Below are 23763 nucleotides of genomic sequence, written 5' to 3' on the forward strand. Positions count from 1 at the left end.
GCGTAACCGGTACGGCTTTTATGCCAAAGCGCATCCCCGTGCGCAACGCGGCAGTTTGCCGGCCGGCAAGTTGCCCTGTCGCGTGGACCGTAATCGTCCCGGCTTGTCTGTGACGCTGATATGACTGTCTCATCATGGGGCGAGGCCAGACGTTGCGAATCAAGTTGGCCCGCGAAATGCATAACCATTGTTGCACTGGCCGCGGGGTGCTGGAGCAAGACGAACGTGAGCAACTGGATCGATTCCGGCGGCGATGAGCCGCGTCTGTACAGTGCGCGTCCCACGATTTGCAAAAACGAACGACGGCGGATTGGCAGCGCGACACGCTGGCGAAGCGTGACGAGGCTGGCATGCGCCGTGGCCTTGATTGGGCTCGCGGCTCCCTTCGGGCACGCCCGTGACCGGGGCCAGTTCGTCAACACCAATGCCGACTTGAAGGCCTGGTTCGACAGCCTGCGAAGCGGCAAGGGGCCGTGCTGCTCCGATGCCGACGGCTCGGCGCTCTCGGACACCGACTGGGAGAGCAAGGACGGGCACTATCGTGTCCGCGTCCCACGCCTTGGCTACGTGCTCGATGGCCAGCAGCAGGAACTCGTCTGGGTCGACGTGCCCGAGGAGGCCGTGATCTCGGAGCCGAACCGGGTGGGACGCACCATGGTGTGGCCGATCTACGGCTATATGGGCGTCACCATCCGCTGCTTCATGCCCGGCAGCATGACCTAGCCGCACCGGGCGGCGCTCCGCCCGGTCTCGCGCTGTTGCGTGACGCGGCTTGCGCGGTGTCAGGTGTATTTCTTGTCGCGCTCGAGCAGCTCGATGGAGATGCCTTCGGGGCCGCGGATGAAGCAGATGCGCACGCCGGGCCGGATCGTTGTCGGCTCGCGCGTGAAGGTGACCCCCTTGGCCTTGATCTCGGCGGCCACGGTGTCGATGTCCTTCACCGTCAGACCGAAATGGTCGAGACCCTGATGCGGGTGCGGGGGCGGCGGGTTGACGGCGCTGTCGCCCTCGAGCGGCGCGATGAAGATCCTTGCGCCGCCGAGGTTCACGTCGATCCGTCCCGGCGCGCGCACGATCTCGCCGCCGAGGATGTCCCGCAGCCAGGCCGCTGTGGCCTCCGGATCGGGGCTGCGCAGATGGACGTGATCCCAAGTGACGGCGATTGGCATTTCATAGTCTCCCAACGGGGTCTTGCGATGTTGCGGCGCATGTTAGCGGCCCTGGCCGGTGGTCGCCACCGTCCCTGCCGACTCGCCTGAAGCGCGGGAACCTTAGTTCCTCTCCCGGATTAAGGTAAGCAGTGGTCTGCTCGTCGTGCAAATGCAGTTCGGCCGCCATCGGTGATGCATCCATGAACGCCAGGTTTGACCGGATCGGATTGGGACGCTTTGCCGGGACCGGCGAGCGACTGGCCCGGGCGGTGACGGTCGCGAGCGTCTCGTTTGGGCGAGGCCTGTTGTGGCTGCTGGCGGCCATCATCCTCGGTTGCGGCATCTGGATGCTGCTGCCGCTCTCCAAAGGCAACAGCACCGAGCCGGTCAAGTCGGACATAGCCGTTGCCGGGCCGGCTGCTCCGGGCGATGCGGCGGTGTCACCGACGGCCGAAGCGCAGACTGCCACTGCGGCAGAGCTGGATCGTCTCAGGATTTCATCTCAGACCTGGCGTCGCGGCGGCCTCGGCTCGAAGGCGCTGGTGACGCTCACGCTGCGAAACGACAATGACTATGCCGTAAGGGATGTCGAGATCAGCTGCGCTTTCGTGCGTCGCGATGGCACGCCTCTCACCGCTCGCAGCCGCGTGCTGTCCGACACCGTCAGCATGAAGAGCCGCAAGACCTTCGCGCGCATTCCCGTCGGCTACATCAACGTTAATGCCGATCAGGCGAAGTGCTCGCTGGTTGCCGCACGACGGGCATGAACGGCGGCGCCGTCCGGTAGCGGAAAAGTTACCGTTTCCGGCCTTGTTCTGGCCTTGGCCAAAAAACTTGGCGTCGCCATTTGAACCGAAGGGCAGGACCAGGAACCAATCAGAGTATCGCCTGTTAAGGCGGAGAGCCCACGCGGGGATTGCGGGGGGCGGAGTGCGGCCAATGCCCATCCTTCGGTATTTCATGTTTGTTGGCGGAGCGTTGCTCGCCCTGCTGTTTGCGGTGAACTTCGTTGTGCCGGCCTCGCCCGTAGCGCCGGCGGTCGCGACCGCTAGCAACGACCAGCCGGCCATCAGGATCCGGTCCGATCGGCATTTGCCCGAGCGTGTCGTGCTCGACACCAGCCAGCCGACGATTGCCCCGCCCGCTGTGAAGACCGCCGCTGTCGCGGCGCCGCAGCCGCCGGATACCGCTTCGGCAGCGGCCCTCGCGGAGATGTCGGCCAAGGCGCGGGTGCGCGAGACCTTCGCCCAGTTTACGCCGGGTTCGAAGGCCGAGGCCGCCAAGAAGCCGCAGGCCCAGGCTCAGCCCAAGCGCAAGGTCGCCAGAGCGCATCCGGCGCCGCAGTATTATGGTGGGCCGCAGTTTGGTGGGCCACAGTATGGCCGGCCCATGATGGTGGCGCAGCAGCCGCATTTCGGCCTCTTCAACACGACCTGGTGACAAGCCGGTCACGCCCCGCCTTCCTTGAGGCGGGAAGGGCTTTTTATTGGCCAGCCTCTCTGCTAATTCGAACCCGTCCGAACGCCGTCCGGCGCGCTGGCTCGCCAGCCACGGTCCGGCGCTTCGCGGCAACGGCCCAACCCCAGGGCCAGGGCGCTCGTAGCTCAGCTGGATAGAGCATCGGATTTCGATTCCGAGGGTCGGAGGTTCGAATCCTTCCGAGCGCGCCAGTCCCCGCCGGCGTTACCGCCATTCCAGGCCGTGCTGAAACCGAACGGCTGTCGCCACACCTGCAGCTCAACCTGCCGAAAAGCCGCTCTGCCGCCCGCGCGCCAGCGTGTCCGAGGGGGTCTCGTGGAAGGTCGCACGGTATGCCGCGGCGAACTCGCCCATGTGGTGGAAGCCCTGGGCACGCGCGCAGGTGGCGACGGTGGCACCGCCACCCTTCAGGAGCCGGGCGCGGGTCGCCCACAATCTCTTCAGCCGAATGTACTGGTGCAGGCTCATGCCACGGACCTTGCTGACGGCCCCGCTGAGCGTCCGGATCGAGACGCCGAACTCACCGGCGAGATCGGCCGTATAGATCGGAGCGGTTGGATAGGCTGCGACGTAATCGTCGATCCGCTGCACCAGCCTGGTCGACCGCCCGCTCTGGACCGAGGTGCTCCGGTCCGGGCCCGCACCGATCCGAAACAGATCGTCGAGCGCGAGCAGCAACCCTTCCTGGAGATGGCAGGCCGCCTCGGTGGTCTCGAACAGGAACGGCTGCACCGACGCGGTTCGCAGGATGTCGAGCACGAGCTGGCGCGTGTGGAGCAGGGCGGGCCGGTTGGCGACATAGGCCCGCAAATCGTCGGCATGATCGAACCAGCCCCGGTCTTTCAGGCCGGGCGAGAGGATGATCATCGCGTAGTGATTGGTCTGGGGCTCGACGAAATGGCACTCGTCGTTGCCGCGGAGCGCAACGAAGAAGCGGGCGTCGAGATCCATGCCCTTGGAATTGGCCTGAAGGTCGTCGGTCATCGACAGGATCACCATCCCGCCCGGCATCCGATAGGCGGTATCGAGGATGCGCGCGAACGACCGCATCACGACGATGCGGCACGCCGGCAGAGAGACGACAGCGCGGGCGGCTGCGAAGTTCGCAACGTCGAGCGGAATGCTTCTCGCATCCTCCATCGACTCGATCGGCCGAAAGGCATCGACGTCGGCAAAGCCGATCAGTTGAAGCGCTGAGGACGGGACGAGGGCATCGAACATGCGTCTGGCCGGTTGCTGCAATGTGACAATCAAATGAACGTCAGTACATTGCCATCAATGGCGAAACATCCCGCTTCAGTAAATCGGATTCCGGGCCGTAGTATTGCGGACATCATGCCATGAGGTCCGTCGGATCATTGTCACCGTCAACGTTCCCGGCTCATCGCCTGGCCGGAGACGAGGTCGATGAAATGGAGACGCGTGCAAGCGGGACAGGCGAAGGACTCGAAGCTCCGCCCTTCCGGTCGCTGTTGCTTTTCCAGATGCGTCTGCACATTCATGCCCGTCTGGGGGCATCGAAAAACGATCAAATCGGCCATGGACGCAGCATGATGGTGCGGCGGATTTCCACTTTGATCTAGATCAGTTTTGGAATTGCTCCTGGCGGACCGAACGGGTGATCTCGCAAAAGCGAAGGGGCCCCGAGGGCCCCTTCTGATCACCAGCGGCGGTAGCCGTAGTATCCATAGCGTGGTCCGTAGACACGGGGGCCGTACCCATAATATCGGGGCCCGTAATACGGCCGCGGGCCGTAATACCCATAATAGTTCGGACGCCACCAGCAGCGCCCCCAGGCGTCGCAGACCATGCGGATCTGCTCGACGTCGGAGACCTGCGGGACGGCAGGTGCAGGCGCAACGGGCATGGCGGACGCCGCCGGCGATGCCGCAAGGGCACCGAACATGGACGCGACGACGAGGCCAATCTTGAGATTCATGATGTCTTTCTCCGCTTACGCAATACAGGATATCGAAGCTGTTCTGATCAAATTGTGGCGGAACCGAAATGTAATACTGATGAACAAATCTCCAGCCACTCCGCCGCGGGCCTGATCCAGCTCCATCAGAATACCTCAGCTTTGCGCTCCTGGCCATGCTGCGCCTGTGTTGCGTGACACCGCCGCCATCCTTGATCCTGCGCAATTCGCCGTCGCGCCTTCCTCCCTAGTCTTGTCGTCGTGGGCAGTCCTTCGCGGAATTCGAAGGCCGGCCGGTCGCCTGCATCGGCCGACGCTCACGGTTTGATTGGAGCTGTGCAATGGACAAGATGAGAATCGACAAAGGTGACTGGCTGGTCGTTTGCGACGGGCGCAAGGCGCTCATTCTGGAAAACCTCGGCGACGGGATGTTTCCGAACCTCCACACCAGGGAGGTGCACGAGCAGCCCAATCCGTCGACCAGCGCACAAGGAAGCGATGCGCCGGGCCGGCTGCATGGCGCGGCCGGCGGTGGACGCAGCTCGGTCGAGCAGACCGATTGGCACGATGAGGCCGAGCGCGCCTTCCTGCGGAGCCTCGCCGGTCGGCTCGACGCCGCCGTCAGTTCGGGCGAGACGTCGGCCCTGACCATGGTGGCCTCGCCGCGGGCGCTCGGCATGATCCGCGCCGACTATTCCGATGTCGTGCGCAAGGCGCTTCAGGGCGAGGTCAGCAAGGACCTCGTCAAGCTGCCGGTCTATGAGATCGAGAAGCAGTTGCTGCGATCGGGCGCCGCGACATAGGGACGCCCGCAGCGGACGCGCTGGCGCCCCTCAGTAGCAGGGGTGCCGGCGGCGGTCCTGGCCGATATAAGCGGCCGAGCTCTGGTAGCAGTGGTTGGTCGCCGGACCGTCGTAATAGGCGAAAGTGCCCGGCGTGATGCCCGGACCGTAATTGTGCAGATAGCTGATCGGGTAGGGTAGCGGGTTGACGTAGGAGCGGTGATACCGGTGATGTCCATTTGCTTCCGCAAGGCCAGGGGCCAGGATTGCGGCTGACAGGGCAGCAACTGCGGCTACAAGCTTCAACTTGCTCATCTCGATTCTCCGGAACCCGCGCAAACAGCTCAGCCGTTATAGCCATTTCGGGCCGCGAGGGCATCGTCCGGCGGCCGGAATCAGGGGCTAATCCGGCAGATTCCGGGGTGGGTGTGACAGAATTGCCCGGAGGTGAGGGCGAAGTCTGCCCATTTTTGGCCTTTTCGGGATGCTTAACGAATTCCCCACATAAGTATGACCAAGAAGAATTCGGTTAGAGATTCCTGCCGGTCGCCTGGGGTGCTCTTTGAGGCCGGCCCGTTCCTGCAAGGCTTTCACCGTCACCTCGCCATGCGCATCACGCTTCTGAGCCTGCTGTTGCTCTGCTTCGCCGCCACGACGCCGGCGCGGGCCGAGCTGCACATCACCCGCGACCATGGCGGCTATGTCGAAGAGTACAAGGTCAAGTACAAGCGGGTCCGCGACAAGGGCGAGCGCGTCATCATCGACGGCATCTGCAACTCGGCCTGCACGCTGGTTCTCGGCATCGTGCCGATGAACAAGATCTGCGTGACCCCGAAGGCCAGCCTCGGCTTCCACCAGGCCTATTACGACAAGGCCTTCACCTTCGGCATCAAGGTCACCAGCGCGGAGGGGACGTCCGACCTGATGTCCTACTACCCCGACACGGTGAAGGACTGGATCCGCCGCAATGGCGGACTCACCACCGACATGAAGAAGATCAAGAACGGCGTCGAGCTCTGGAAGATCATCGACCCCTGTCCGGAAGAATGGTGAGCGGCTGAGCTAGCCGCCGTCCGTCGCAGCGCAGCATCGCCGGGCAAGAGATTCGTCAGGAAATTCGCATTGCCGCATTGGCCCCCATCGGGCAATGAGGGCGGCAATGAACCATAATCAAGAATCCTTTCCCGCCCGCGCCGCGCCGATCCTGTTCGTCCTGCTCTGGAGCACCGGATTCATCGGCACCAAATACGTCGTCAACAACGCCGATCCGTTGACCTATCTCGCCATCCGCATGGCGATCGTGGTCGGCCTGATGGCGATCATCGTCGCGATTGCCCGGCCGAAATGGCCTGACCGGATTGGCATCGCGCACAGCGCGGTCGCCGGCATCCTCGTTCACGGCTTCTATCTCGGCGGCACCGCGATCGCGATCGCGCATTCGATTCCGGCCGGGCTTTCCGCGCTCATTCCGGGCCTTCAGCCGATCCTGACCTCGACCATCGCCAACCGCTGGCTCGGGGAGAAGGTGACGCCGGTGCAGTGGGGCGGCCTCGTGCTCGGTCTCGGCGGTGTGGTGATGATCCTGCACAACCGTCCGATGACAGGCGAAGCCGGGCTCGGCTGGCTCGCCTCGGTGGTCGCGCTGATCTCCATCACGCTCGGCACGCTCTATCAGCGCCGCTACTGCAATCACATCGACTGGCGTGCCGGCAATCTCGTGCAATACGTGGCCGTCACGATCTTCTTCGCGATCGGCGCCTTCCTGTTCGAGGACCGCGTCGTGCACTGGACGCGGGAGTTCGTGCTCGCGCTGGCCTGGCTCGCGGTCGCGCTCTCGATCGGCTCGATCGGGTTGCTGTACTGGCTGATCCGCCACGCCGCGGCGACGTCGGTGGCGAGCCTGTTCTATCTCGTGCCCGCGGTGACCGCGCTGATGGCCTATCTGCTGTTCGGCGAGAAGCTCGATGCGCTCGCGATCGCAGGCATGGCGATGTGCGCGGCCGCGGTGTTCGTGGTCAACCGGCGGTTCTAGGGGGGATGGACCGGTGCGGCGGAATACATCCCTGACGTGCGGGCCGCGTCCATGTTAGGCTGAGCACATTTCAGCTTCCCCTTTCACGCGGTGATTTCCATGAAGAAGGCGAGACGCGCGCTGCTTGGCCGGTCCCTGAAGCCGGTCCGGATTGCCTGCATCAACTACGCGGCGGAGTCGATCAGCGGCCGCGAAATGGCCGAGCTCACCGCAGCACTGCAAGAATGCTACGACAAGCATTTCCTGCCGGTGTGGGGCTATCCGGTCGACCTTTACGTCACCCGGAAGCCGACGCCGGCCGACTGGCAGCTGGTCTATTTCGACGACGCCTCGCACAAGAACATGCTCGGGCGCCACGAGCTGACCCACTGCGGTCAGCCGATCTCGAAGATATTCGTCAAGGCATTGGGCGAGGAGCCGCTCAGCGTGGCGGCCTCGCATGAGCTGTTCGAGATGGTGCTCGACCCCATGGCCAATCTCTGGGCCGACAAGAACCCGAACACCCAATATGCCTATGAGGTCTGCGACGCGGTGGAGGAGGACTCCTTCCGCGTCGGCCGTTTCGAGATGTCGAACTTCGTGTACCCGTCCTGGTTCGAGCCGTTCCGCCATCCCCGCGGCACCAAGTTCGACCACAAGGGGACCTTGAAGGAGCCGTTCTCGATGACCGAGGGCGGCTACGTCATCAAGAAGGTCAACGGCAGGAAGGTGATCAAGGCGTTCGGCTCGCCGGCAAAGCGGCGGCGCTTCAATAGCGAGGACCGGCGCGGTCATCGCAGTGAATTCCGCGATCCGCAAGGCAAGCATCACCCGGGCCGGCGCGCCGCCAAGAAGCGAGGGTAGGGTATTGCAGGAGCAGTCTCCGGGCGCGCCCGCACCCGGAGACATGCTTCCGTTGCTGCGATCAGCGCTTGGACTTCTTGGCCTTCTTTTTCTTCTTGGCGGCCTTCTTCGCGGATTTCTTCACCGCCTTCTTCGCGGTCTTCTTGGCAGCTTTCTTCGACGACTTCTTTGCAGCCTTCTTCGAAGATTTCTTGGCCTTCTTTGCCTTCTTCGGCGCTACTTTCTTCGCAACCTTCTTGGCGGCTTTCCTCACCGTCTTGGCGGCGGTGACAGCGGCGTCCTTGGTTGCTTCCACGGCGGTGGTCATCGTCTCCATCGCCTGTTCGGTGATCGGCTTCTCGTCGTCCATATCGTCCCCCACGGTTTGTATGGAGCGATGACGATAGCGGGTTTCACAATTGTGTCAAAGCAACGCTCAACCTTTGCGGATCTTTGCGTAGGCAGCGAGCGCGCGCTCGCGTCCCCTCGCATGATCGATGATCGGCTGCGGATAGGTCTTGCCGAGCGTGATGCCGGCGCTGGCCAGCTCGATCGGCGTCGCCTGCCAGGGCTGGTGGATCAGCTTTGCCGGCAGAGCTTTCAGCTCCGGCACCCAGCGCCGGACATAGGCTCCGTCAGGATCGAACTTCTCGCCCTGGAGGAGCGGATTGAACACGCGAAAATAGGGCGCAGCGTCCGCGCCGCAGCCGGCGACCCATTGCCAGTTGGCGGGATTGCTGCCGGCATCCGCATCGACCAGCGTGTCCCAGAACCAGCTCTCGCCATCGCGCCAGTCGATCAAGAGGTGCTTGACCAGGAAGGACGCCACCACCATCCGCACCCGGTTGTGCATCACGCCGGTGTGCCAGAGCTCGCGCAGGCCGGCATCGACGATTGGATAGCCGGTGGCCCCGCGCTGCCAGGCGGCGAGCGCCTTCTTGTCCGGTTTCCATGGAAAGCTGTCAAAATTCGTTTGCAGGTTTTCGGTGGCGAGGTCGGGATGGTCGTGGAGCAGGTGGCGACAGAATTCGCGCCAGCCGAGCTCGCTCAGGAATTTGTCGACGCCGGGTCGGAGCGCCGGATTCTCGGCCGCAGCGAACTGCGCGGCGTGAAAGACCTGTCGCGGGCTGAGCTCGCCGAACCGCAGATGCGGCGAGAGGCCTGAGGTGCCGTCGCGGTCGGGGCGGTCGCGATCGCCGACATAGGTCCGGGCGGTGTGCTTGAGGAAGTCGCGCAGGCGCGTGCGAGCCGAGGCCTCGCCCGGCGTCCATGTCTCGCGCAGGCCGCCGGCCCAGTCAGGCTTGCTCGGCTCGAGCTTCCAGCTCTCCAGCATGTCGCTCGCGATCTTCGGACCGGTGCGCAGCTCCTTTGGTGCGGGCAGGGGCTTTGGCGGATCGCCGAGCAACAACACCCGCCGCCAGAACGGCGTGAATACGCGCAGGCCCCGGCCTTCCTTGTTGCGGATCGCCGAGGGCGACACCAGGAGATCGCCGGGGAAGATTTGCGAGGCCACGCCGCGCTTTGAAAGCGCAGCTTCGAGCTGCCGCTCAACCGCCTGGTGCGGCGCCTGTGCGATCCCGTTCCAGTAAACGGCGCGGGCGCCGCTCTCGCGCGCCAGGTCGGGGATTACCCTGGCCGCTGGTCCCTTGCGCAGGATCAGCGATCCGCCGCGCGCGGCGATCTCGGCGCCGAGCGCCCGCAGCGAGTGCGCCAGCCACCAGCGTGCCGCGCCGCCCGGCACTCGCCCGACCGTATCGTCGAGGACGTAGAGGCAGATCACCGGTGTGCCGGTTTTCGCGGCCGCATGGAGGGCGGGATGGTCGGACAGGCGGAGGTCATCGCGGAACCAGACGATGACGGGCGGCGCGCTTGGCGTGGTCAGGCGGGGCCTCGTTTACGATTTGGAAAGCATGCCGCTCGCGGCGCTGTGAACCCTCGTTAATGCGGCCGTAAGCCGATTGCACGATTATGCAAGAATTACGGGGGTCATTCCATTCATGTCCAACCTTTCAACGGCAAAGTTCCTGCCGCAGTTCAAGCTCGGCACCAAGGCTGTCCTGTCTGCCGTGCTGCTGATCGCCGTGAATACGGCGCTGGTGGTCGGCGCCGGCTATTGGTCGCTCACGTCCGCCTTCAATGATCGCGCGCTGCGCGACATCGAGGTCAATTTGCGCACCCTGGCGCTGGCCCTGGCCGAGACGGCTCCGGACGTGAAGATCACGGTGCGGGATGGCGCGGTCGTGCGCGCCGAGGTCCCCAGGATGCCCGACTTCAAGGACCATGCGATCGTCGATCGCGCGGTGTCCTATGTCGGCGGCAACGCGACCCTGTTCGTATTCGACGATGCGAGCGGGCAGTTCGTGCGACGCTCGACCAACGTGAAGAAGGAGAATGGCGACCGCGCCGTCGGGACCCAGCTTGCCGCCGATCATCCGGCGCAGGCGGGCTTGCGCCGTGGCGAGGCCTATAAGGGCCCGGCCGTCCTGTTCGGCAAGTCCTTCATGACCGCCTATTTCCCGGTCATGGACGCGGCCGGCAAGGTCGCGGGCATTCTCTATGTCGGCATTCCCATGGCCCAGTTCGAGAGCATGCTGGCGCAGGCGATCGAGAGCATGGCAATAGCCGCCGCGCTGGCCGCGCTGCTGGTCCTCGTCCTCACGCTGCTGATCGTCCGCCGCGTCACCAAGCCGCTCAGCTCGGTCACGCGCTCGCTCACGGCGCTTGCCAACGGCCAGAGCGACGTCGAGATCGATTGCGAGGACCGCGCCGACGAGATCGGCGAGATCGCCCGCACGGTCGCGGTCTTCAGGAGCAATTCGCTGGAGCGGGCGCGCCTGCGCAGCGAGCAGACCGCGGCCACGGCCGCCGCGGCCGAGCAGCGCAAGGCGGAGCTGCGCAATTTCGTCGAAGAGTTCCGCGGCAGCGTCGGCGGCATCCTCGACAAGGTGCTGAGCTCATCCGGCGAGTTCGAACGGGCTGCGCGGCAGCTCACCGACACCGCGCGCTCCACCGCCGATCTCTCGGCGCGGTCGGCCGGGGCCTCCGAGGACGCTTCCGAGCATGTCCGCTCGGCGGCCGCAGCCTCTGACGAGCTGTCCCAGTCGATCTCCGAGATCACCCGGCGCGTGCAGGAGTCGAACCAAATCTCCGCCGAAGCGGTGCGGCAGGCCGAGGCCACCGACCAGCGTATCGCGCAGCTCTCCGAGGCGGGCGCGCGCATCGGCGACGTCGTCAAGCTGATCACCTCCATCGCCGAGCAGACCAATTTGCTGGCGCTGAATGCCACCATCGAGGCCGCGCGCGCCGGCGATGCCGGCCGCGGCTTCGCGGTCGTGGCTCAGGAGGTCAAGACGCTTGCTGGGCAGACCGCGAAGGCGACCGAGGAGATATCGAACCAGATCGCCAGCATGCAGCTCGCGACCGAGGAGTCGGTTACCGCCGTCAAGGGGATCGGCCAGACCATCGAGCGCATCAGCGGCATCGCGGGCTCGATCTCGGCTGCGGTCGAGCAGCAGCGGAGCGCCACCCACAACATCGCGGCCAGCGTTCGCGCGGCGGCGTCAGGCACCGCCGATGTCGCGGTCAATGTCCGTCATGCCGCCAAGGGTGCGAGCGAGACCGGCGAGACGTCGAGCCGGATGTTCGCCTCCGCCCAGGCGCTGTCGGGTGAGAGCCTGCACCTGAAGGCCGAGGTCGACAGCTTCCTCGACCGCGTGCACGCGGCGTAATTCAAGGTAGTCATCCCGGGTTCGCGCTTTGCGCGCCCCGGGATGAGTTGGTTATTTGGGCTGTGGCACGATGCGGATGTAGGGCTTCGGCTCCTTCCAGCCCTGTGGGTAGATCGTCTTGGCCTCGTCGTTGGAGACCGAGCCGGCGATGATGACGTCCTCGCCCTGCGACCAGTCGGCCGGGGTCGCGACGCGGTGCTTGGCGGTGAGCTGGAGCGAGTCGATGACGCGCAGGATCTCCTGGAAGTTCCGGCCCGTGGTCATCGGATAGACCAGCACCAGCTTGATCTTCTTGTCCGGCCCGATGATGAAGACGTTGCGGACGGTCTGGTTGTCGGCAGGCGTCCGGGTGAGGGGATCGCCCGAGGTCGAGGCCGGCAGCATCTCGTACAGCTTCGAGACGTTGAAGTCGGTGTCGCCGATCAGCGGATAGTTGGGAGCGGCGCCCTGGGTCTCCTTGATGTCCTCGGCCCATTTGGCGTGGCGATCAATTGGATCGACCGAGAGGCCGATCAGCTTGACGCCGCGCTTGTCGAATTCCGGCTTCAGCTTGGCGAGCGCGCCGAGCTCGGTCGTACAAACCGGCGTGAAGTCCTTGGGGTGCGAAAACAGGAGGGCCCAGCTGTTGCCGATCCAGTCGTGGAACTTGATCTTCCCTTCGGTGGTCTCGGCTTCGAAGTCGGGGGCGGTGGTGCCAATCGGAAGTGTCATGGTTCTACCTCATCGCATTGAATTTACTTAAGAATTTGTCCGTGGCCGTCGCCGCCAGTATAGGGGCTTGGCGAGGCTAAGTGAACGCTGACTGAACCGCTTGAAGTAAAATGTGAATTCTTTCTCTGAAGAGCCGATCTCCTAGCACTTTTCTGTTACAGCGGCACCTGCGGCGAAACATCTCCACCGGTCTCGATTGCCGCGATAAAGCCTTTTATGACTCGCATCACGCTCGCCCGACGCTCTCCGGAACCGAAATGGTCCTCGTAGCGACTAATCGGCAACCATTGAGAAAAGTCGCCATCCCCGTATCGAATCATTAACCACCCCTTTACGCCAGCATGAAAATGCTGGCCGATCAGAAGAAATCTGGAAGTGAACTATGTCTGCCGCTGCGCCTAAGTCTGTTGAGTCGCCGTCCCTCGAACCGTCCTGCCGCGATACCGCGGCCCACGCACTCTCCATCGTCCGCGACGGTGTGATCACGGGCGAAGGCCCGACCACCAAGGGCCGGGTCCACTTTTCCCGCTCGCTTGATGCCGATGACACCGCCTGGTGCGCCCGTATCCTGACCGCGACCGCCGTCAACGACCAGCCGGTCAGCCGCACCGAGGCCGAGGTCCTGTTTGAGATCAACGAGGCCGCGACCGAACGCACCGATGGCGGCCGCTTCGACGATTTGCTCGCCAAGGCCGTTGCCCATTATGCCGCAAGCGCCTCGGGCCTGAAGGTGCCGCCGCGCAGCGTCGCGCTGTCGGCCGACACCGACATCGAGAGCTGGGCGCCGTCCTACGCCTCGAAGGTCAACAGCGAGATGCTGGAGTGGATTGCCGGCCAGATGCGCGGCAAGCGCCAGAACAACCGTCGCCTGATGGCGATGGTGGCGACGTTCCTCGGCGCCACCGCGCTGCCCCTGGCGGGCCAATTGCCGAACGTGTTCGACATTGGGATGTAAGAGACTGGGCATGTAAGATTTTGCGCGTCACTTGAGGACGTGAGGAAACGGCGGGGTTATTTCCCCGCCGTTTTTTGTTTGCCGGCATTGGGCTCGAGGCCCAGCGTGCGGCCGGGGAAGCCGGCGGCGTCGAAATAGCGCTGGCTGCCGACGCGCTGGACGTTGAGCACGGTCTGAAGGCCGTTCTCGGACATCTTCGACTTCTCGACCGCCTTGTAGGCCTTCGGCACGATACCGTTGGGCAGGGCCTCCGACATCACGCGGCCGACCAGGCCGCCGTTCTGCGAGCCGCGCAGGCCCATCAGCTGCGCTGCGGTCATGCCGACGTCGGCGTTGCTGACCGGCAGCTCGTCGACGAAGCCGGCTTTGAAGTCCGGACCGATGGCGGCCATGAAGTTCATGGTGTCGCCGCGGCTGAAGCTGCCATGCATGCCCTGGCCCTGACGCAGCACGGTGTCGGCGACCTGCACCGAGCAGTTGGTCGGCGCCTCGCCGCAATCGCTGGCATAGGAGCGGAAGTTGACGACGATCGACGGCGTCGGCGTCGCCGACTTGCCGCGCAGGTTGATGCTCGACAGCGGCAGCGTGCCGGGGAAGCGGCCGAGAGAGTCCTCGACGAACAGGCCGGAGACGTAGTCCTGCTCGAGCAAGGCCTTGATGGTTTTCGCCGCCAGTTTCTTGTCCTTGTTCGGCAGATAGACCAGGTCTGAGCCGCCATTGGTGGCGACGACGAGGTCGGGCTTCTCCGGATCCTTGCCGAGCACGCCGTTGCCGGCCTTGGGATGCTTGTTGCCCTCGATCTTCGCGTTCTTGTCGTTGGGGTCGAACAGTGGCAGGTCGAGCGCCTTGGCGAGGTCGAGCGCCAGGAAGCCCATCGGCAGGAAGTCCTTCGGCGTGTCGTCATAGCTGACCTTGGCCGAGGGGCTGGTCTTGCTCTCCTTGGAGATGGTCGAGAAGCCGTGGTCGGCCGAGACGATGATGTTGGTCGAGGCGGCGAGGCCGAGCTCGTCGAGCGCCTTGCGGAGCTGGGCGAGGTTGGTGTCGGCGTTCTTGATGCCGGCCATCGAGGTCGGCCCGTTGATGCCGGGCAGGATCTGGTTGAGGCTGTCGCCGGTGTTGTGCTGGCTGCCGTCGGGATCGCGCGACCAGAACACCAGCACGAACGGTTTGTTGCGCGCCTTGAACATCGGCAGCACCACCTTGGCCGCGACGTCGGCGAAATAGGCCTGCTGCGCGATATTGGCAACCGTGGTGCCCGGCGTCTTGGCATCGCCCGCCTTGGAGTTGTCGCCGCGCGGCGGCGTGGCGAGAGGGAGGCCCGCCTTGGTCAGTGCCGCCTTCACCTCGTCAGAGAGCGCGACGCCGTTCTTGCCGCCGGTGGCGTCATCGAACACGATCGAATGCAGGCCGGGCTTCTCGGGCTTGTCGGTGTGGTCGAACTGGTAGGTCGGACCATGCTTGCCCAGCGCAGCGGTGCTGTATCCCTTGTCGCGGGCCATCTTCAAAATGGTCTCTTCGTTGAGATAGTCGCCCTTGAAATGCTCGTCGATGTCGCCCAGCACGGCGTCGTTCTCGATGAAGGGCACCACGGTGTCGCCGGCCGGCACCGAGGTGTAGTTGGTCCAGATCGTGTTGGAGAACACGCCGGTGTCGCCGAGATAATGGCCGGTCGACATCGCCGAGCCGTTGGCCATGGTGAAGGTCGGGAAGAGGGAGTGCGGGTTCTTGAAGTTGACGCCCTTGTCGCGGACCTCGGCCATCGCCGGCGCGGTTTCAGAGGTGACCTTCAGCGCGCGCAGGCCGTCCGGAATGAACAGGATCAGGTTGCGGGGGGTATTGTTCTGGGCGGAAGCAAGTCCGGTGGACAGCACTGTCAGTCCGGCGGACAGCAACAACAGTGAGCGGCGCATGGAAGTCTCCTGGCGGTGAGGCGGCATGGCCGCCGACCGCGGCCCCCGGCAATCGTTTAGTTTTGCTGTATGACAGTTTTGTTACAAGGCCTGTTGTTGATGCAAGAGGGCTAGGGAGGGGGCGGGTCTGTCTCGTGTCCCGGACGCGCTGCAACGCCCTTAGCGTTGCTGCGCAGAGCCGGGACCCAGGTGGCGGCACGGTTCGCTGTGACATGGGCCCCGGCTCTGCAGCGCACCGTCGAAGAGACGCTGCGCTGCGTCCGGGGCACGAGAGCGAAGTTGTTGTGCGCAGAGCCTCCACGCCGTCATTGCGAGCGCAGCGAAACAATCCAGAATGCCTCTGCGGAGGGACTCTGGATTGTCAATTCGCGTTTCCCTCGCAGACACAGCTTCGCGCTCTCGCGGCTCATTTCGCCCGAGCTTTACCTCGTCGTCTGCCCCTCAATCGAAAGAGGGCGCAGGGAAGACCGGGTGCCGGCCGGGCACCCACGGTCCACTGTGCGAAAGGTGGCAACAAAGAATTTTGCACAGCGGCATACAGGTGAAGCCAAACATCCGGCCTTCCCTGCGCAGTGGTTTTACGGCTTATGTCGTGATCTCCCCGGGGAGCGATGCACTATTGCCCCCGTCGCCATGCGGATGACTGATGTGCCGGTCCGGTCGGGCCGCTCACATCACCGCAAGACTTGACGCACAGACCCCGGGCGTCAGGACCACACGATTTTGCCGTACGCTGATGGCACCGGTCGTATGCGCGAGGTCCTTGCTCACGGTCTCCCGCCCTGCAAACCCGTTCGCGCCAACGCCATCCGCGTCCACCGCCGTCCAGCCCGCGTGTCGTGACGATCGCGATGCGCCCCTCTTCCTTGGGCCGGAGTGAGTAAAGTTCTAATAAAAATCCGAATTCTAATAAAGAGAATTATTTCGATGCTGCTCTCTTGACCCCGGGCTTGGGTGTTTTGCCCGACGGGCTGCGCAAGGGGTTGTGGCTATTCCGGCGCGGTCGGTACCCGCGGATCCGGCGCCAGCGCCTGTGGCGGCTTCACCGTTGCCGGGCCGGCCCCGTTCCTGGTGAGATCGCGCCGCAGCGCCAACGGGACGGTCTTGAGCGCATAGATGATCGCGATCTGGGTTCGGTTCTGGAGGTGGTATTTGCGCATGATGTTGCCGATATGGGCCCGCACCGTGTTCTCCGAGATCTTGAGCTCGTAGGCGATGTTCTTGTTTTGCAGCCCCCGCGCGATCAACATCATCAGCTCACGCTCGCGCGGTGTCGGTGTGATCGAATCCTTCTGACCCGGGCTCATGACTGGCTCCTTCCTGCTCTTCTACTTGATGTCGCCGCCCCCGGCATCGTCTCACTCCGTCTTCAGCGCCTCGATCGGACTGAGCCTGGATGCCTTGTGGGCTGGATAAAACCCGAAGATGAGGCCGGTCACGATCGAGAAGGCGAGGGCGAGGCCGATCGCCTCGCCGTCGATCGAAGTGACCCATCCGGCCATGCGGGCGACCGTCATCGAGAGCGTGATGCCTCCGGCGACGCCGATGGCACCGCCGAGAAGGCAGAGCACGAGGGCCTCGCAGAGAAACTGCAGGCGGATGTCCCGCATCCGTCCGCCGAGCGCGCGGCGGATTCCGATCTCCCGCGTGCGCTCGGTGACGGACACGATCATCACGTTCATGATGCTGATGCCGCCGACGAGCAGCGAGACCGAGGCGATGGCGACGAGCAGGAGCGCCACGGTACGGATCGCGCCCTGCTGCGCTTCCATGGCGGCGGCCGGATCCTGGACCTTGAAGTCGTCCTCCTGGCCGGCCGGGACGCGGTGCCGCTGCCGCAGCAGGCTTTCGATCTCCGATCGTGCGCCCGCCATCTGACCGTCCGCGGCCACCTTGGCGATGATGTAGGCGACCGAATCCCGGTTGATGTTGCTCGCACTGCCGAGGAAGCGGAGCTTGGCGGTGCTGAGCGGCACGAAGGCGACGTCGTCCTGCGCCGGGCCCTTGCGATCGAGCACGCCGACCACCTCGAGCGGCACCTTCATGATCCTGATCTGCGCGCCGATGGGATCGTCGCCCGGCGCGAACAGCTCGCGCGCGACGGTGCTGCCGAGGATCACGACCTTGCCGGCGCCCGACTCTTCCGCGCCGGAAAAATAGCGCCCTGACGCGAGCTGCCAGTCGCGTACCATGAAGTGACCGGTGGTCGTGCCGTTGATCGTGGTGTTCCAGTTCTTGCCCTCGTGGATGACCTGCGCCGTCCCGGCAAGCGAGCCGGCGGCGGCCTGGATCTCCGGAATCTGCTCGAGGATGGCCTGCACGTCGCCCTCGGTCATCGTCAGCTTGCTGCCGTCCTTGAGGCGCACGCCGCCCTGGTAGACCGCGCCCGGTGTGATCATCAGCACGTTGGCGCCGATCGAGCGGATCTGTTCCTGCAGGCGAAGCTGTGCACCGGAGCCGATCGCGAACACGGTCACGATGGAGGCGACGCCGATCACGATGCCGAGCATGGTGAGGAAGCTGCGCAGCGGGTTGAGGCGCAGGGCGTGCAAGGCGATCTGAAATCCCTGGAGCATCGTCATGACGCAGCGCTCCGTCTCGGCAGCAGCTCCGCGACCGTCTCGTCACTGACGAGCTCGCCGTCATGCAGGCGGATCGTGCGCCGGCACTGCGTCGCGATGCTGGGATCATGCGTGATCATCACGATGGTCTGGCCGCTCCGGTTGAGGGCTGCGAACAACGCCAGGATCTCGGCGCCGGTCCGGCTGTCGAGCGCGCCGGTCGGCTCGTCGGCGAGCACGATCAGCGGGGAGGCGATCAGCGCGCGCGCGATCGCGACGCGCTGCTGCTCGCCGCCGGAGAGCTGCCGCGGGAAGTGATGGGCCCTGTGCAGCATGCCGACGGCCTGGAGGCTCTGCTCGGCTCTGGCCAGACGTTCCTTGCGGTTGATGCCGCAATAGACCAGCGGCAGCGCGACGTTCTCGATCGCATTGTGGCGCGCGAGCAGGTTGTACGACTGGAACACGAAGCCGATGCTGCGGGCACGCAGCGACGAGCGGCGATCTTCGGAGAGCTCGGCGACGTTGGCGCCCTCCAAATGGACCGCGCCCTCGCTCGGCAGGTCGAGCAGCCCGATCATGTTCATCAGCGTCGACTTGCCCGAGCCCGACGGTCCCATCACGGCGACGATCTCGCCTTGCGCGATGTCGAAGCTGACGTTGCGCACCGCGGTCACTGCTATTCCGTCGGTGCGATAGGTCCTGGACACGGAGCGGAGGCTGATGAGGGGCAGGGCGGTCATGATCCGAACCTGATTCCGAGGAACTCCATGCCCGCCGGCCGGATCGCCTGGCCGACGGCGACCTGGCTGCCCTCGACGAGATCGCCGCTCTTGAGCGCGACCTGCTCGGTGCCGGCCGCGCCGACCGTCACGGCGATGCGCTGGAGCGAGCCGCTGGCGGTCCGCACCCACACCCCGCTATGCGCGCTGCCTGAGTCCGGCCGCGTGCCGGACGGCTGGAAACGCAGCGCCGCGAGCGGCACTTTGAGCACGTCGTCCTGCCGTTCGATCACGATCTTCACCAGGGCGGTCATGCCGGGCAGCAGCGCACCGTCGAGATTGGAGGTCGACAGCACGACTGTGTAGGTGACGACGTGCTGCTGGGTCTGCGGTGCCTTGCGCACCTGCCGCACCACGGCCTCGAAGCGGCGGTCGGGGTAGGCATCGACCGTGAAATGGGCGCGTTGACCGGGGGCGATGCGCCCGATATCGGCTTCATCGACCTGCGCATGGATCTCCATGTCTTCGAGGCGGTGGGCGACGACGAAGGTGGTGCGCGACTCCAGCCCGACCGCGAGCGTCTGGCCCTCGTTGACGAACCTGCCGACGACGACGCCGTCGATCGGCGAACGGATCACGGTGCGGTCGAGATCGGCCTGGGCCGCGGCGAGAACGGCCGCCTTCTCCGGCACCGCCATGCGCGCCTGCTGCAGCTCGGCTTCGATGCGGCGGACATCGGCCTGCGCCCCATCCACCGAGTAGGAGTTGAGAGACATCAGGACCTCCGCCTCGCGCTCCTGGGCGAGACGCGCCGTGAACTCGGTCTGGGCGTCGTCGACCGTCGTCGTTGCCACCACGTTCTGCGACTGCAGCGCCAGCTTGCGCTGCAGGGTCTTCTGGGCCGAGGTCTTGACCGCCTGGGCGCTCTCGAGCTTGGCGGCGAGCACGTCGCGGCTGCCCTTGGCGTTCTGCAGATCGATCTTGGCGCGATCGAGCTTGGCGCGCGCGATGTCGACCAGGGAATTGGCGACCGCGAGCGAAGCCCTGGCTTCGTCGACCTTGGCCGCGAAGCTGCGCGGATCGATCAGCGCGAGCGGCTGGTCCCTGGCGACGGTGTCGTTGAAGTCGACATAGACGCGGGCGAGTTGCCCGGACAGCTGGGAACCCACTTCGATCGTCTTGACCGGCTGCAGGGCGCCGGTGACGGTGACGGTCTGTTCGATGCTGCCGCGCTGGATCGCGGCATAGCGGAACACGGGCGCGTCCGACCCGAAGGTCGATGGCTCGCGGCCGCGGGGCACGAGCAGCCGCCTGGTCTGGTCATAGGCGTGAGCCGCCTTGTCTGCCGCGCTCCCGGCGGCGCCGGCGACGACGGTCGGCGCCGCGGCGTAGATCGCAGCAAGGCCGCATGCAGTTCCGAGCAAGGCAATTGCTGGCACAAATCGCATATCAGAACTCGCCTGATTGAAATGGCTTCGGGGAATCGGGAAAAAGTGGCAAGCTCGCTATGGTTGTAAATTATCTAAGGTAGTATCGAATGTCAGTATGTCGTCCTCGCCGGGGCGACGGTCGGGTGCGCGGCATCATCCAGAAGTAAAATCCGCAGGTGCGACGTTTCGTGATTTGCCGAAAATGCATACCCGTCGTATCGATACGATGCGCGCGGTATCGAACTCGATAAGCTGACTGAACGTCCGGTATGATCCGGCTGAAGCTGCCGGTGGCCGGCGTTCAAGCTCGCACATGGGTAGCAATGCCATGACGCAGTTGGCGAGGCTGCGACCACGATACCGGATCGTCACGTCAGCGATCATGCGTCTCGCCATGATGCCGCCTGTGACCAGGCGGAAATCCCTGCAATCACGAAGCCGATGTGTGAACGCCTTCACTCGCTTCCGGCGAGCATTGGCCCTAAGACGTCGGACCGGCGGACGGACACCGATCGTCCGATTCCCGCGAATTCATCCAAGCACCTTGTTATCGTTTGCAAGAAGAATGGATGGCTCGTTGCTCGCCCGTCGAGCCCCAAGCCGGGGAGTTTGTTGCAATGAATTCAGGTCAAGCCACCGTTTATGTCGTTGACGACGAAATCCAGATTCGAAATGCGATTGGAAATCTCTGTGAGGAGACCGGTCACCAGGTGAAGTTGTTCGCGTCGACCGACGAGTTCCTTGCCGAGAGGCTCTCCGAAGGGCCGTCGTGCCTCGTGCTCGACGTTCGCTTTCCCGGGACATCGCCGACCGGTCTCGAGCTGCAGCGCCGGCTCATCGAGATGGGCGTGTTCATTCCGATCGTCTTCATCAGCGGTTACCCCGATGTCCGTGTTTCGGTCGAGGCGATGAAGCGCGGCGCGGTCGAGTTTCTGCCGAAGCCCTTTCGCGAGCAGGAGATGCTCGACGCGATCAGGCACGGCATCGAGCGCGATCGCAGGCGGATGGAGCGCGAGGATGCCGTCCGCGAGGCCCGGCAGCGCGTCGAGATGCTGACGAGTCGCGAGCGCGAGATCATGATGCTGATGGCCGAGGGGCTCGTCGCCAAGCAGATCGCAGCAAAGCTCGGCGTGAGCGAGGTGACCGCGAAGGTCCATCGTGCCCGGATGATGCGAAAGCTCGAGCTGCGGTCGCCGATCGAGGTGGTGCGGCTGATCGACAGCATGGGACGCGGAGCGGAAGCGCCGCGCGCCGGTGCGGGCTAGCTGTGCATCGTGCGGCTTTCGAGCGGACACAAGCGCAACGTCTAGTCCGTACCGACTAGCATGAACTGCAGTCTGTCGCGCGGCACACGATCGGTTCAGAGTATTCCCACGATGTCAGTCGCATTCAGGACCGGCATCCGAACCCAGTCAGACAACTTGGCCAGAAAGGAATACTCCATGCGTAAATTGTTTTTTGCTTCCGTTGCCGTGCTCGCCCTGTCCTCCGCAGCTCACGCCGCCAACACCGCGACCACGGTGCAGGTCGGCCTCGTGAACGGTTCGAGCGTCTCGCAGCAAGGCCTCACCAATGACACTTCCACGACCAGCCAGCTCGGCATCGTGAACAACGCGACCACGATGCAGGGGACCAGCGCGGCCTCTCTCAACAACGCCAGCACGGTCAACCAGATCGGCGTGCAGAACTCGGCAACCACCGGCCAGGTGGCGTTCGGCAACAACGGCAGCGCGATCACCCAGAACTCGTTCGGGCCTGCCGCGCTCCAGAACAACTCCGCGGCCGTCGGCCAGCTCAGCGTGTTCGGCGTCAACGGCAGCTCCGTCTCGCAGACGGCGCACTGACCCACGTACTGTTTGGCCGGACGCACCCGGTTGCGGTGCGTCCGGGCCATTCTGGAGGAAATGACATGCGGATCACCTATCTCGTTGCGACGGTCGCGGCGCTCGGTGCGCTCACTGCCGTCGAAGCCCAGGCCGGCAACTCGGCGAGCGTGCTGCAGTTCGGCACGACCAACAACTCCTTCATCTCGCAGAGCGGGTCCACCAGCAACAGCGCCACGACGTTGCAGTTCGGCGCGACCAATACGGCGACGACCTTGCAGACGGGCTCGCTGCTGACCGTCAACACCTCGGTGATCGGGCAGGGCGGCACCACCGCGACAGCGTCCAACACGGCGCTGGCCGGCCAGGTCGGCGGCTCCAATTCGAGCCTGATCGGCCAGATCGGCGCCAACAACACCGCCGGCGTCGGGCAGCTCGGAATCCTGAACGGCTCGACGATTCTTCAGCAGACCCCGTGAGCACTTCCGAAGTGGTGAGGCACGTCATGAAACATCCATTGCGAAGCGCGGGCGCCGTGATGCTCGCTTTGTGCCTGGCCGGCGCCGGGTCGGCCCGCGCCCAGACGGCCGACATCAAGACCATCGTGTCGGTCGGCGGACCGCCGGTCGTGCTGAACCAGAACAGTCAGCTCAACATGGCGGGCGTGTTCATGATCGGCGGCAGCACCAGCGCGACAGTGACCCAGAACGGCACCAACAACGCCACCGGCGTGCTGCAATTCGGCGGGACGAATTCGGCATCGGTCGGGCAGACCGGGACGAACAATCTCGCCTTCGTCGGCCAGGCCGGCCAGTCGGCGACCAGCCTGGTGTCGCAGCTCGGGGCCATGAACACGGGTGCGGTGATGCAATTCGGCGCGGTCAACAGTTCGACCGTCGTCCAGACCCATCCGTAAAGCGCGCGAGCTGATCGGAGTTGGAAGCAGCGGGGAAGCGCGATGCGGTATGGCAGGGACGTGTTGAAGCGGGTTGCGGCGGTTGCGGCGTTGCTGGCCGCCGTCGCTACGTCAACGCAGGCGTCGGCCGCATCATCCGTCCTGCGCCGCGTGACGAACCCGAACGTCAGCGTCGAGATGGTCGTGCAATTCGGCAACGACGCTCAGCCCGTCACGATCGAGGAGAACAGCCGGATCAATATCGCCCGGGTGATCCAGTTCGGCGGGACCGGAACGGTGGATGCGACCATCATCCAGAGCGGTACGCAGAACTATGCCAATGTGATCCAGGTCGGCGGCACCACCAACGCGGCGGTCGGTCAGTCCGGCCTCAGCAACACCGCCGACATCACCCAGATCGGCAATTCCACCAATACGCTCCTGCTTCAGACCGGCGACATGAACACGGGAGCGGTGAGGCAGTTCGGACGTTTCAACTGGCTGGCGATCTTCCAGTTCGGCCGGTGACGGAGGTGTGACATGAGATTGCTGCTACTCGCATCCGGAATAGGAATCATGAGCGTGATCGCGGCGGCGCCGGCCGGTGCTGCCGACGGTCACACCACGGTGGTGCAGGACGAGAACGGGACCTCGGTCATTACGCAAAGCGGCGATCCGGCGCAGGCCGAGGTCAGGATCGAGAAGGAGCCCGGACGCACGACGGTCTATCGCCGCAGCGGCGGAAACACCGCCATCGTGACCCAGGGCACCGGAGCTTCGCCTGACATGCTCGAGTGGCTGCGCAAGCAGCTGCAGGAGCATTGACACAGAAAAGGCCCGCCGCCCT

28 protein-coding genes and 1 tRNA gene are annotated in these 23763 nt (G+C 64.6%); 17 read left to right on the forward strand and 12 right to left on the reverse strand.

Annotated elements, in window-relative coordinates; all coding sequences use genetic code 11:
• Positions 1-225 precede the first annotated feature (225 nt).
• A complete protein-coding gene (locus XH79_RS35360) occupies positions 226-723 on the forward strand; it encodes a hypothetical protein (protein WP_271584670.1) in 498 nt (165 codons plus the stop codon).
• A 59-nt stretch (positions 724-782) separates the two neighbouring features.
• On the opposite strand, the gene XH79_RS35365 is transcribed toward XH79_RS35360, so the two are convergent.
• Positions 783-1169: a VOC family protein gene (locus XH79_RS35365; protein ID WP_212345831.1), complete on the reverse strand. Its 387-nt coding sequence runs from the start codon at positions 1167-1169 to the stop codon at positions 783-785.
• 182 nt (positions 1170-1351) lie between these two features.
• Here XH79_RS35365 and XH79_RS35370 point away from each other — a divergent pair, with 182 nt between their 5' ends.
• From XH79_RS35370 to XH79_RS35380, 3 genes are all read left to right on the forward strand, one after another.
• Positions 1352-1918, forward strand: coding sequence for a hypothetical protein (locus tag XH79_RS35370; RefSeq protein ID WP_271584671.1), 567 nt, complete (start codon positions 1352-1354; stop codon positions 1916-1918).
• Positions 1919-2090: 172 nt separating this feature from the next.
• Complete coding sequence (locus XH79_RS35375) at positions 2091-2591, forward strand: hypothetical protein (protein ID WP_271584672.1); 501 nt, start codon at positions 2091-2093, stop codon at positions 2589-2591.
• 153 nt (positions 2592-2744) lie between these two features.
• Positions 2745-2821, forward strand: a tRNA-Arg gene (locus XH79_RS35380).
• A 67-nt stretch (positions 2822-2888) separates the two neighbouring features.
• On the opposite strand, the gene XH79_RS35385 is transcribed toward XH79_RS35380, so the two are convergent.
• Positions 2889-3851: an AraC family transcriptional regulator gene (locus XH79_RS35385; RefSeq protein ID WP_271584673.1), complete on the reverse strand. Its 963-nt coding sequence runs from the start codon at positions 3849-3851 to the stop codon at positions 2889-2891.
• A 119-nt stretch (positions 3852-3970) separates the two neighbouring features.
• Between XH79_RS35385 and XH79_RS35390 the strand changes: the two genes are divergently transcribed.
• A complete protein-coding gene (locus tag XH79_RS35390; RefSeq protein ID WP_271584766.1) occupies positions 3971-4213 on the forward strand; it encodes a hypothetical protein in 243 nt (80 codons plus the stop codon).
• A gap of 77 nt (positions 4214-4290) precedes the next feature.
• Here XH79_RS35390 and XH79_RS35395 read toward each other — a convergent pair whose 3' ends face one another.
• Positions 4291-4569 (reverse strand): hypothetical protein, encoded by a 279-nt coding sequence (locus tag XH79_RS35395; protein WP_212345819.1) that lies wholly within the window; start codon positions 4567-4569, stop codon positions 4291-4293.
• Between the two features lie 320 nt (positions 4570-4889).
• Here XH79_RS35395 and XH79_RS35400 point away from each other — a divergent pair, with 320 nt between their 5' ends.
• Entirely contained in the window at positions 4890-5351 is a 462-nt protein-coding gene (locus XH79_RS35400) for a host attachment protein (protein ID WP_212345817.1), read from the forward strand.
• A gap of 30 nt (positions 5352-5381) precedes the next feature.
• On the opposite strand, the gene XH79_RS35405 is transcribed toward XH79_RS35400, so the two are convergent.
• Positions 5382-5645, reverse strand: a complete 264-nt coding sequence (locus XH79_RS35405) for a hypothetical protein (RefSeq protein WP_211406413.1) — start codon at positions 5643-5645, stop codon at positions 5382-5384.
• 291 nt (positions 5646-5936) lie between these two features.
• Here XH79_RS35405 and XH79_RS35410 point away from each other — a divergent pair, with 291 nt between their 5' ends.
• From XH79_RS35410 to XH79_RS35420, 3 genes are all read left to right on the forward strand, one after another.
• Positions 5937-6383, forward strand: a complete 447-nt coding sequence (locus XH79_RS35410) for a hypothetical protein (RefSeq protein WP_212346066.1) — start codon at positions 5937-5939, stop codon at positions 6381-6383.
• Positions 6384-6489: 106 nt separating this feature from the next.
• On the forward strand, positions 6490-7362 hold the full coding sequence (locus XH79_RS35415; protein ID WP_271584674.1) for a DMT family transporter: 873 nt from the start codon (positions 6490-6492) through the stop codon (positions 7360-7362).
• Positions 7363-7461: 99 nt separating this feature from the next.
• Positions 7462-8205 carry a hypothetical protein gene (locus tag XH79_RS35420; protein WP_212345812.1) on the forward strand — a complete coding sequence of 248 codons (744 nt, stop codon included), beginning with the start codon at positions 7462-7464 and terminating at the stop codon, positions 8203-8205.
• A gap of 61 nt (positions 8206-8266) precedes the next feature.
• Here XH79_RS35420 and XH79_RS35425 read toward each other — a convergent pair whose 3' ends face one another.
• Together XH79_RS35425 and XH79_RS35430 are read right to left on the reverse strand one after the other, a co-directional pair.
• Positions 8267-8554, reverse strand: coding sequence for a histone (locus XH79_RS35425; protein ID WP_212345810.1), 288 nt, complete (start codon positions 8552-8554; stop codon positions 8267-8269).
• Positions 8555-8620: 66 nt separating this feature from the next.
• Positions 8621-10012, reverse strand: a complete 1392-nt coding sequence (locus XH79_RS35430) for a cryptochrome/photolyase family protein (protein ID WP_271584762.1) — start codon at positions 10010-10012, stop codon at positions 8621-8623.
• A gap of 169 nt (positions 10013-10181) precedes the next feature.
• Between XH79_RS35430 and XH79_RS35435 the strand changes: the two genes are divergently transcribed.
• A complete protein-coding gene (locus tag XH79_RS35435) occupies positions 10182-11912 on the forward strand; it encodes a methyl-accepting chemotaxis protein (RefSeq protein WP_271584675.1) in 1731 nt (576 codons plus the stop codon).
• A gap of 51 nt (positions 11913-11963) precedes the next feature.
• Here the strand turns inward: XH79_RS35435 and XH79_RS35440 are convergent, their stop codons facing one another.
• Entirely contained in the window at positions 11964-12623 is a 660-nt protein-coding gene (locus XH79_RS35440; RefSeq protein WP_057751633.1) for a peroxiredoxin, read from the reverse strand.
• A gap of 382 nt (positions 12624-13005) precedes the next feature.
• Between XH79_RS35440 and XH79_RS35445 the strand changes: the two genes are divergently transcribed.
• Entirely contained in the window at positions 13006-13578 is a 573-nt protein-coding gene (locus XH79_RS35445) for a hypothetical protein (protein ID WP_212345806.1), read from the forward strand.
• Positions 13579-13634: 56 nt separating this feature from the next.
• Here XH79_RS35445 and XH79_RS35450 read toward each other — a convergent pair whose 3' ends face one another.
• From XH79_RS35450 to XH79_RS35470, 5 genes are all read right to left on the reverse strand, one after another.
• Positions 13635-15488 carry an alkaline phosphatase family protein gene (locus tag XH79_RS35450; protein ID WP_271584676.1) on the reverse strand — a complete coding sequence of 618 codons (1854 nt, stop codon included), beginning with the start codon at positions 15486-15488 and terminating at the stop codon, positions 13635-13637.
• A 989-nt stretch (positions 15489-16477) separates the two neighbouring features.
• Positions 16478-16795, reverse strand: a complete 318-nt coding sequence (locus tag XH79_RS35455) for a response regulator transcription factor (protein ID WP_271584677.1) — start codon at positions 16793-16795, stop codon at positions 16478-16480.
• Between the two features lie 51 nt (positions 16796-16846).
• Positions 16847-18070 (reverse strand): ABC transporter permease, encoded by a 1224-nt coding sequence (locus tag XH79_RS35460; RefSeq protein ID WP_212345799.1) that lies wholly within the window; start codon positions 18068-18070, stop codon positions 16847-16849.
• The gene (locus XH79_RS35465) at positions 18067-18789 is read right to left on the reverse strand and encodes an ABC transporter ATP-binding protein (protein WP_271584678.1); all 723 of its coding nucleotides are present in this window, start codon (positions 18787-18789) and stop codon (positions 18067-18069) included. Before XH79_RS35465 ends, XH79_RS35460 begins: the two co-directional genes overlap by 4 nt.
• On the reverse strand, positions 18786-20216 hold the full coding sequence (locus tag XH79_RS35470; RefSeq protein WP_271584679.1) for an efflux RND transporter periplasmic adaptor subunit: 1431 nt from the start codon (positions 20214-20216) through the stop codon (positions 18786-18788). The genes XH79_RS35465 and XH79_RS35470 overlap by 4 nt, the downstream gene beginning before the upstream one ends.
• Before the next feature lie 599 nt (positions 20217-20815).
• Here XH79_RS35470 and XH79_RS35475 point away from each other — a divergent pair.
• The 6 genes from XH79_RS35475 (at position 20816) to XH79_RS35500 (ending at position 23741) form a co-directional block, all read left to right on the forward strand.
• Entirely contained in the window at positions 20816-21463 is a 648-nt protein-coding gene (locus tag XH79_RS35475; RefSeq protein ID WP_271584680.1) for a response regulator transcription factor, read from the forward strand.
• Between the two features lie 177 nt (positions 21464-21640).
• Positions 21641-22042: a curlin subunit CsgB gene (locus tag XH79_RS35480; protein ID WP_212345788.1), complete on the forward strand. Its 402-nt coding sequence runs from the start codon at positions 21641-21643 to the stop codon at positions 22040-22042.
• A 65-nt stretch (positions 22043-22107) separates the two neighbouring features.
• Positions 22108-22500, forward strand: coding sequence for a curlin (locus tag XH79_RS35485; protein ID WP_212345786.1), 393 nt, complete (start codon positions 22108-22110; stop codon positions 22498-22500).
• Between the two features lie 26 nt (positions 22501-22526).
• Complete coding sequence (locus XH79_RS35490) at positions 22527-22937, forward strand: curlin (RefSeq protein ID WP_212345784.1); 411 nt, start codon at positions 22527-22529, stop codon at positions 22935-22937.
• Positions 22938-22979: 42 nt separating this feature from the next.
• Entirely contained in the window at positions 22980-23444 is a 465-nt protein-coding gene (locus tag XH79_RS35495; RefSeq protein ID WP_271584681.1) for a curlin, read from the forward strand.
• A 12-nt stretch (positions 23445-23456) separates the two neighbouring features.
• Complete coding sequence (locus XH79_RS35500; RefSeq protein WP_212345780.1) at positions 23457-23741, forward strand: hypothetical protein; 285 nt, start codon at positions 23457-23459, stop codon at positions 23739-23741.
• The last annotated feature ends 22 nt before the right edge of the window (positions 23742-23763 follow it).

The organism is Bradyrhizobium sp. CCBAU 45389, from assembly GCF_028128625.1.
Taxonomy (GTDB): domain Bacteria; phylum Pseudomonadota; class Alphaproteobacteria; order Rhizobiales; family Xanthobacteraceae; genus Bradyrhizobium; species Bradyrhizobium liaoningense_B.

Excerpts from the sequence above, each read along its gene's own strand:
- XH79_RS35365 (WP_212345831.1), bottom strand. The coding sequence starts at position 1,169 with ATGCCAATCGCCGTCACTTGGGATCACGTCCATCTGCGCAGCCCCGAT.
- XH79_RS35370 (WP_271584671.1), top strand. The coding sequence starts at position 1,352 with ATGAACGCCAGGTTTGACCGGATCGGATTGGGACGCTTTGCCGGGACC.
- XH79_RS35375 (WP_271584672.1), top strand. The coding sequence starts at position 2,091 with ATGCCCATCCTTCGGTATTTCATGTTTGTTGGCGGAGCGTTGCTCGCC.
- XH79_RS35385 (WP_271584673.1), bottom strand. The coding sequence starts at position 3,851 with ATGTTCGATGCCCTCGTCCCGTCCTCAGCGCTTCAACTGATCGGCTTT.
- XH79_RS35390 (WP_271584766.1), top strand. The coding sequence starts at position 3,971 with ATGAGGTCCGTCGGATCATTGTCACCGTCAACGTTCCCGGCTCATCGC.
- XH79_RS35395 (WP_212345819.1), bottom strand. The coding sequence starts at position 4,569 with ATGAATCTCAAGATTGGCCTCGTCGTCGCGTCCATGTTCGGTGCCCTT.
- XH79_RS35400 (WP_212345817.1), top strand. The coding sequence starts at position 4,890 with ATGGACAAGATGAGAATCGACAAAGGTGACTGGCTGGTCGTTTGCGAC.
- XH79_RS35405 (WP_211406413.1), bottom strand. The coding sequence starts at position 5,645 with ATGAGCAAGTTGAAGCTTGTAGCCGCAGTTGCTGCCCTGTCAGCCGCA.
- XH79_RS35410 (WP_212346066.1), top strand. The coding sequence starts at position 5,937 with ATGCGCATCACGCTTCTGAGCCTGCTGTTGCTCTGCTTCGCCGCCACG.
- XH79_RS35415 (WP_271584674.1), top strand. The coding sequence starts at position 6,490 with ATGAACCATAATCAAGAATCCTTTCCCGCCCGCGCCGCGCCGATCCTG.
- XH79_RS35420 (WP_212345812.1), top strand. The coding sequence starts at position 7,462 with ATGAAGAAGGCGAGACGCGCGCTGCTTGGCCGGTCCCTGAAGCCGGTC.
- XH79_RS35425 (WP_212345810.1), bottom strand. The coding sequence starts at position 8,554 with ATGGACGACGAGAAGCCGATCACCGAACAGGCGATGGAGACGATGACC.
- XH79_RS35435 (WP_271584675.1), top strand. The coding sequence starts at position 10,182 with ATGTCCAACCTTTCAACGGCAAAGTTCCTGCCGCAGTTCAAGCTCGGC.
- XH79_RS35440 (WP_057751633.1), bottom strand. The coding sequence starts at position 12,623 with ATGACACTTCCGATTGGCACCACCGCCCCCGACTTCGAAGCCGAGACC.
- XH79_RS35445 (WP_212345806.1), top strand. The coding sequence starts at position 13,006 with ATGTCTGCCGCTGCGCCTAAGTCTGTTGAGTCGCCGTCCCTCGAACCG.
- XH79_RS35450 (WP_271584676.1), bottom strand. The coding sequence starts at position 15,488 with ATGCGCCGCTCACTGTTGTTGCTGTCCGCCGGACTGACAGTGCTGTCC.
- XH79_RS35455 (WP_271584677.1), bottom strand. The coding sequence starts at position 16,795 with ATGAGCCCGGGTCAGAAGGATTCGATCACACCGACACCGCGCGAGCGT.
- XH79_RS35460 (WP_212345799.1), bottom strand. The coding sequence starts at position 18,070 with ATGACGATGCTCCAGGGATTTCAGATCGCCTTGCACGCCCTGCGCCTC.
- XH79_RS35465 (WP_271584678.1), bottom strand. The coding sequence starts at position 18,789 with ATGACCGCCCTGCCCCTCATCAGCCTCCGCTCCGTGTCCAGGACCTAT.
- XH79_RS35470 (WP_271584679.1), bottom strand. The coding sequence starts at position 20,216 with ATGCGATTTGTGCCAGCAATTGCCTTGCTCGGAACTGCATGCGGCCTT.
- XH79_RS35475 (WP_271584680.1), top strand. The coding sequence starts at position 20,816 with ATGAATTCAGGTCAAGCCACCGTTTATGTCGTTGACGACGAAATCCAG.
- XH79_RS35480 (WP_212345788.1), top strand. The coding sequence starts at position 21,641 with ATGCGTAAATTGTTTTTTGCTTCCGTTGCCGTGCTCGCCCTGTCCTCC.
- XH79_RS35485 (WP_212345786.1), top strand. The coding sequence starts at position 22,108 with ATGCGGATCACCTATCTCGTTGCGACGGTCGCGGCGCTCGGTGCGCTC.
- XH79_RS35490 (WP_212345784.1), top strand. The coding sequence starts at position 22,527 with ATGAAACATCCATTGCGAAGCGCGGGCGCCGTGATGCTCGCTTTGTGC.
- XH79_RS35495 (WP_271584681.1), top strand. The coding sequence starts at position 22,980 with ATGCGGTATGGCAGGGACGTGTTGAAGCGGGTTGCGGCGGTTGCGGCG.
- XH79_RS35500 (WP_212345780.1), top strand. The coding sequence starts at position 23,457 with ATGAGATTGCTGCTACTCGCATCCGGAATAGGAATCATGAGCGTGATC.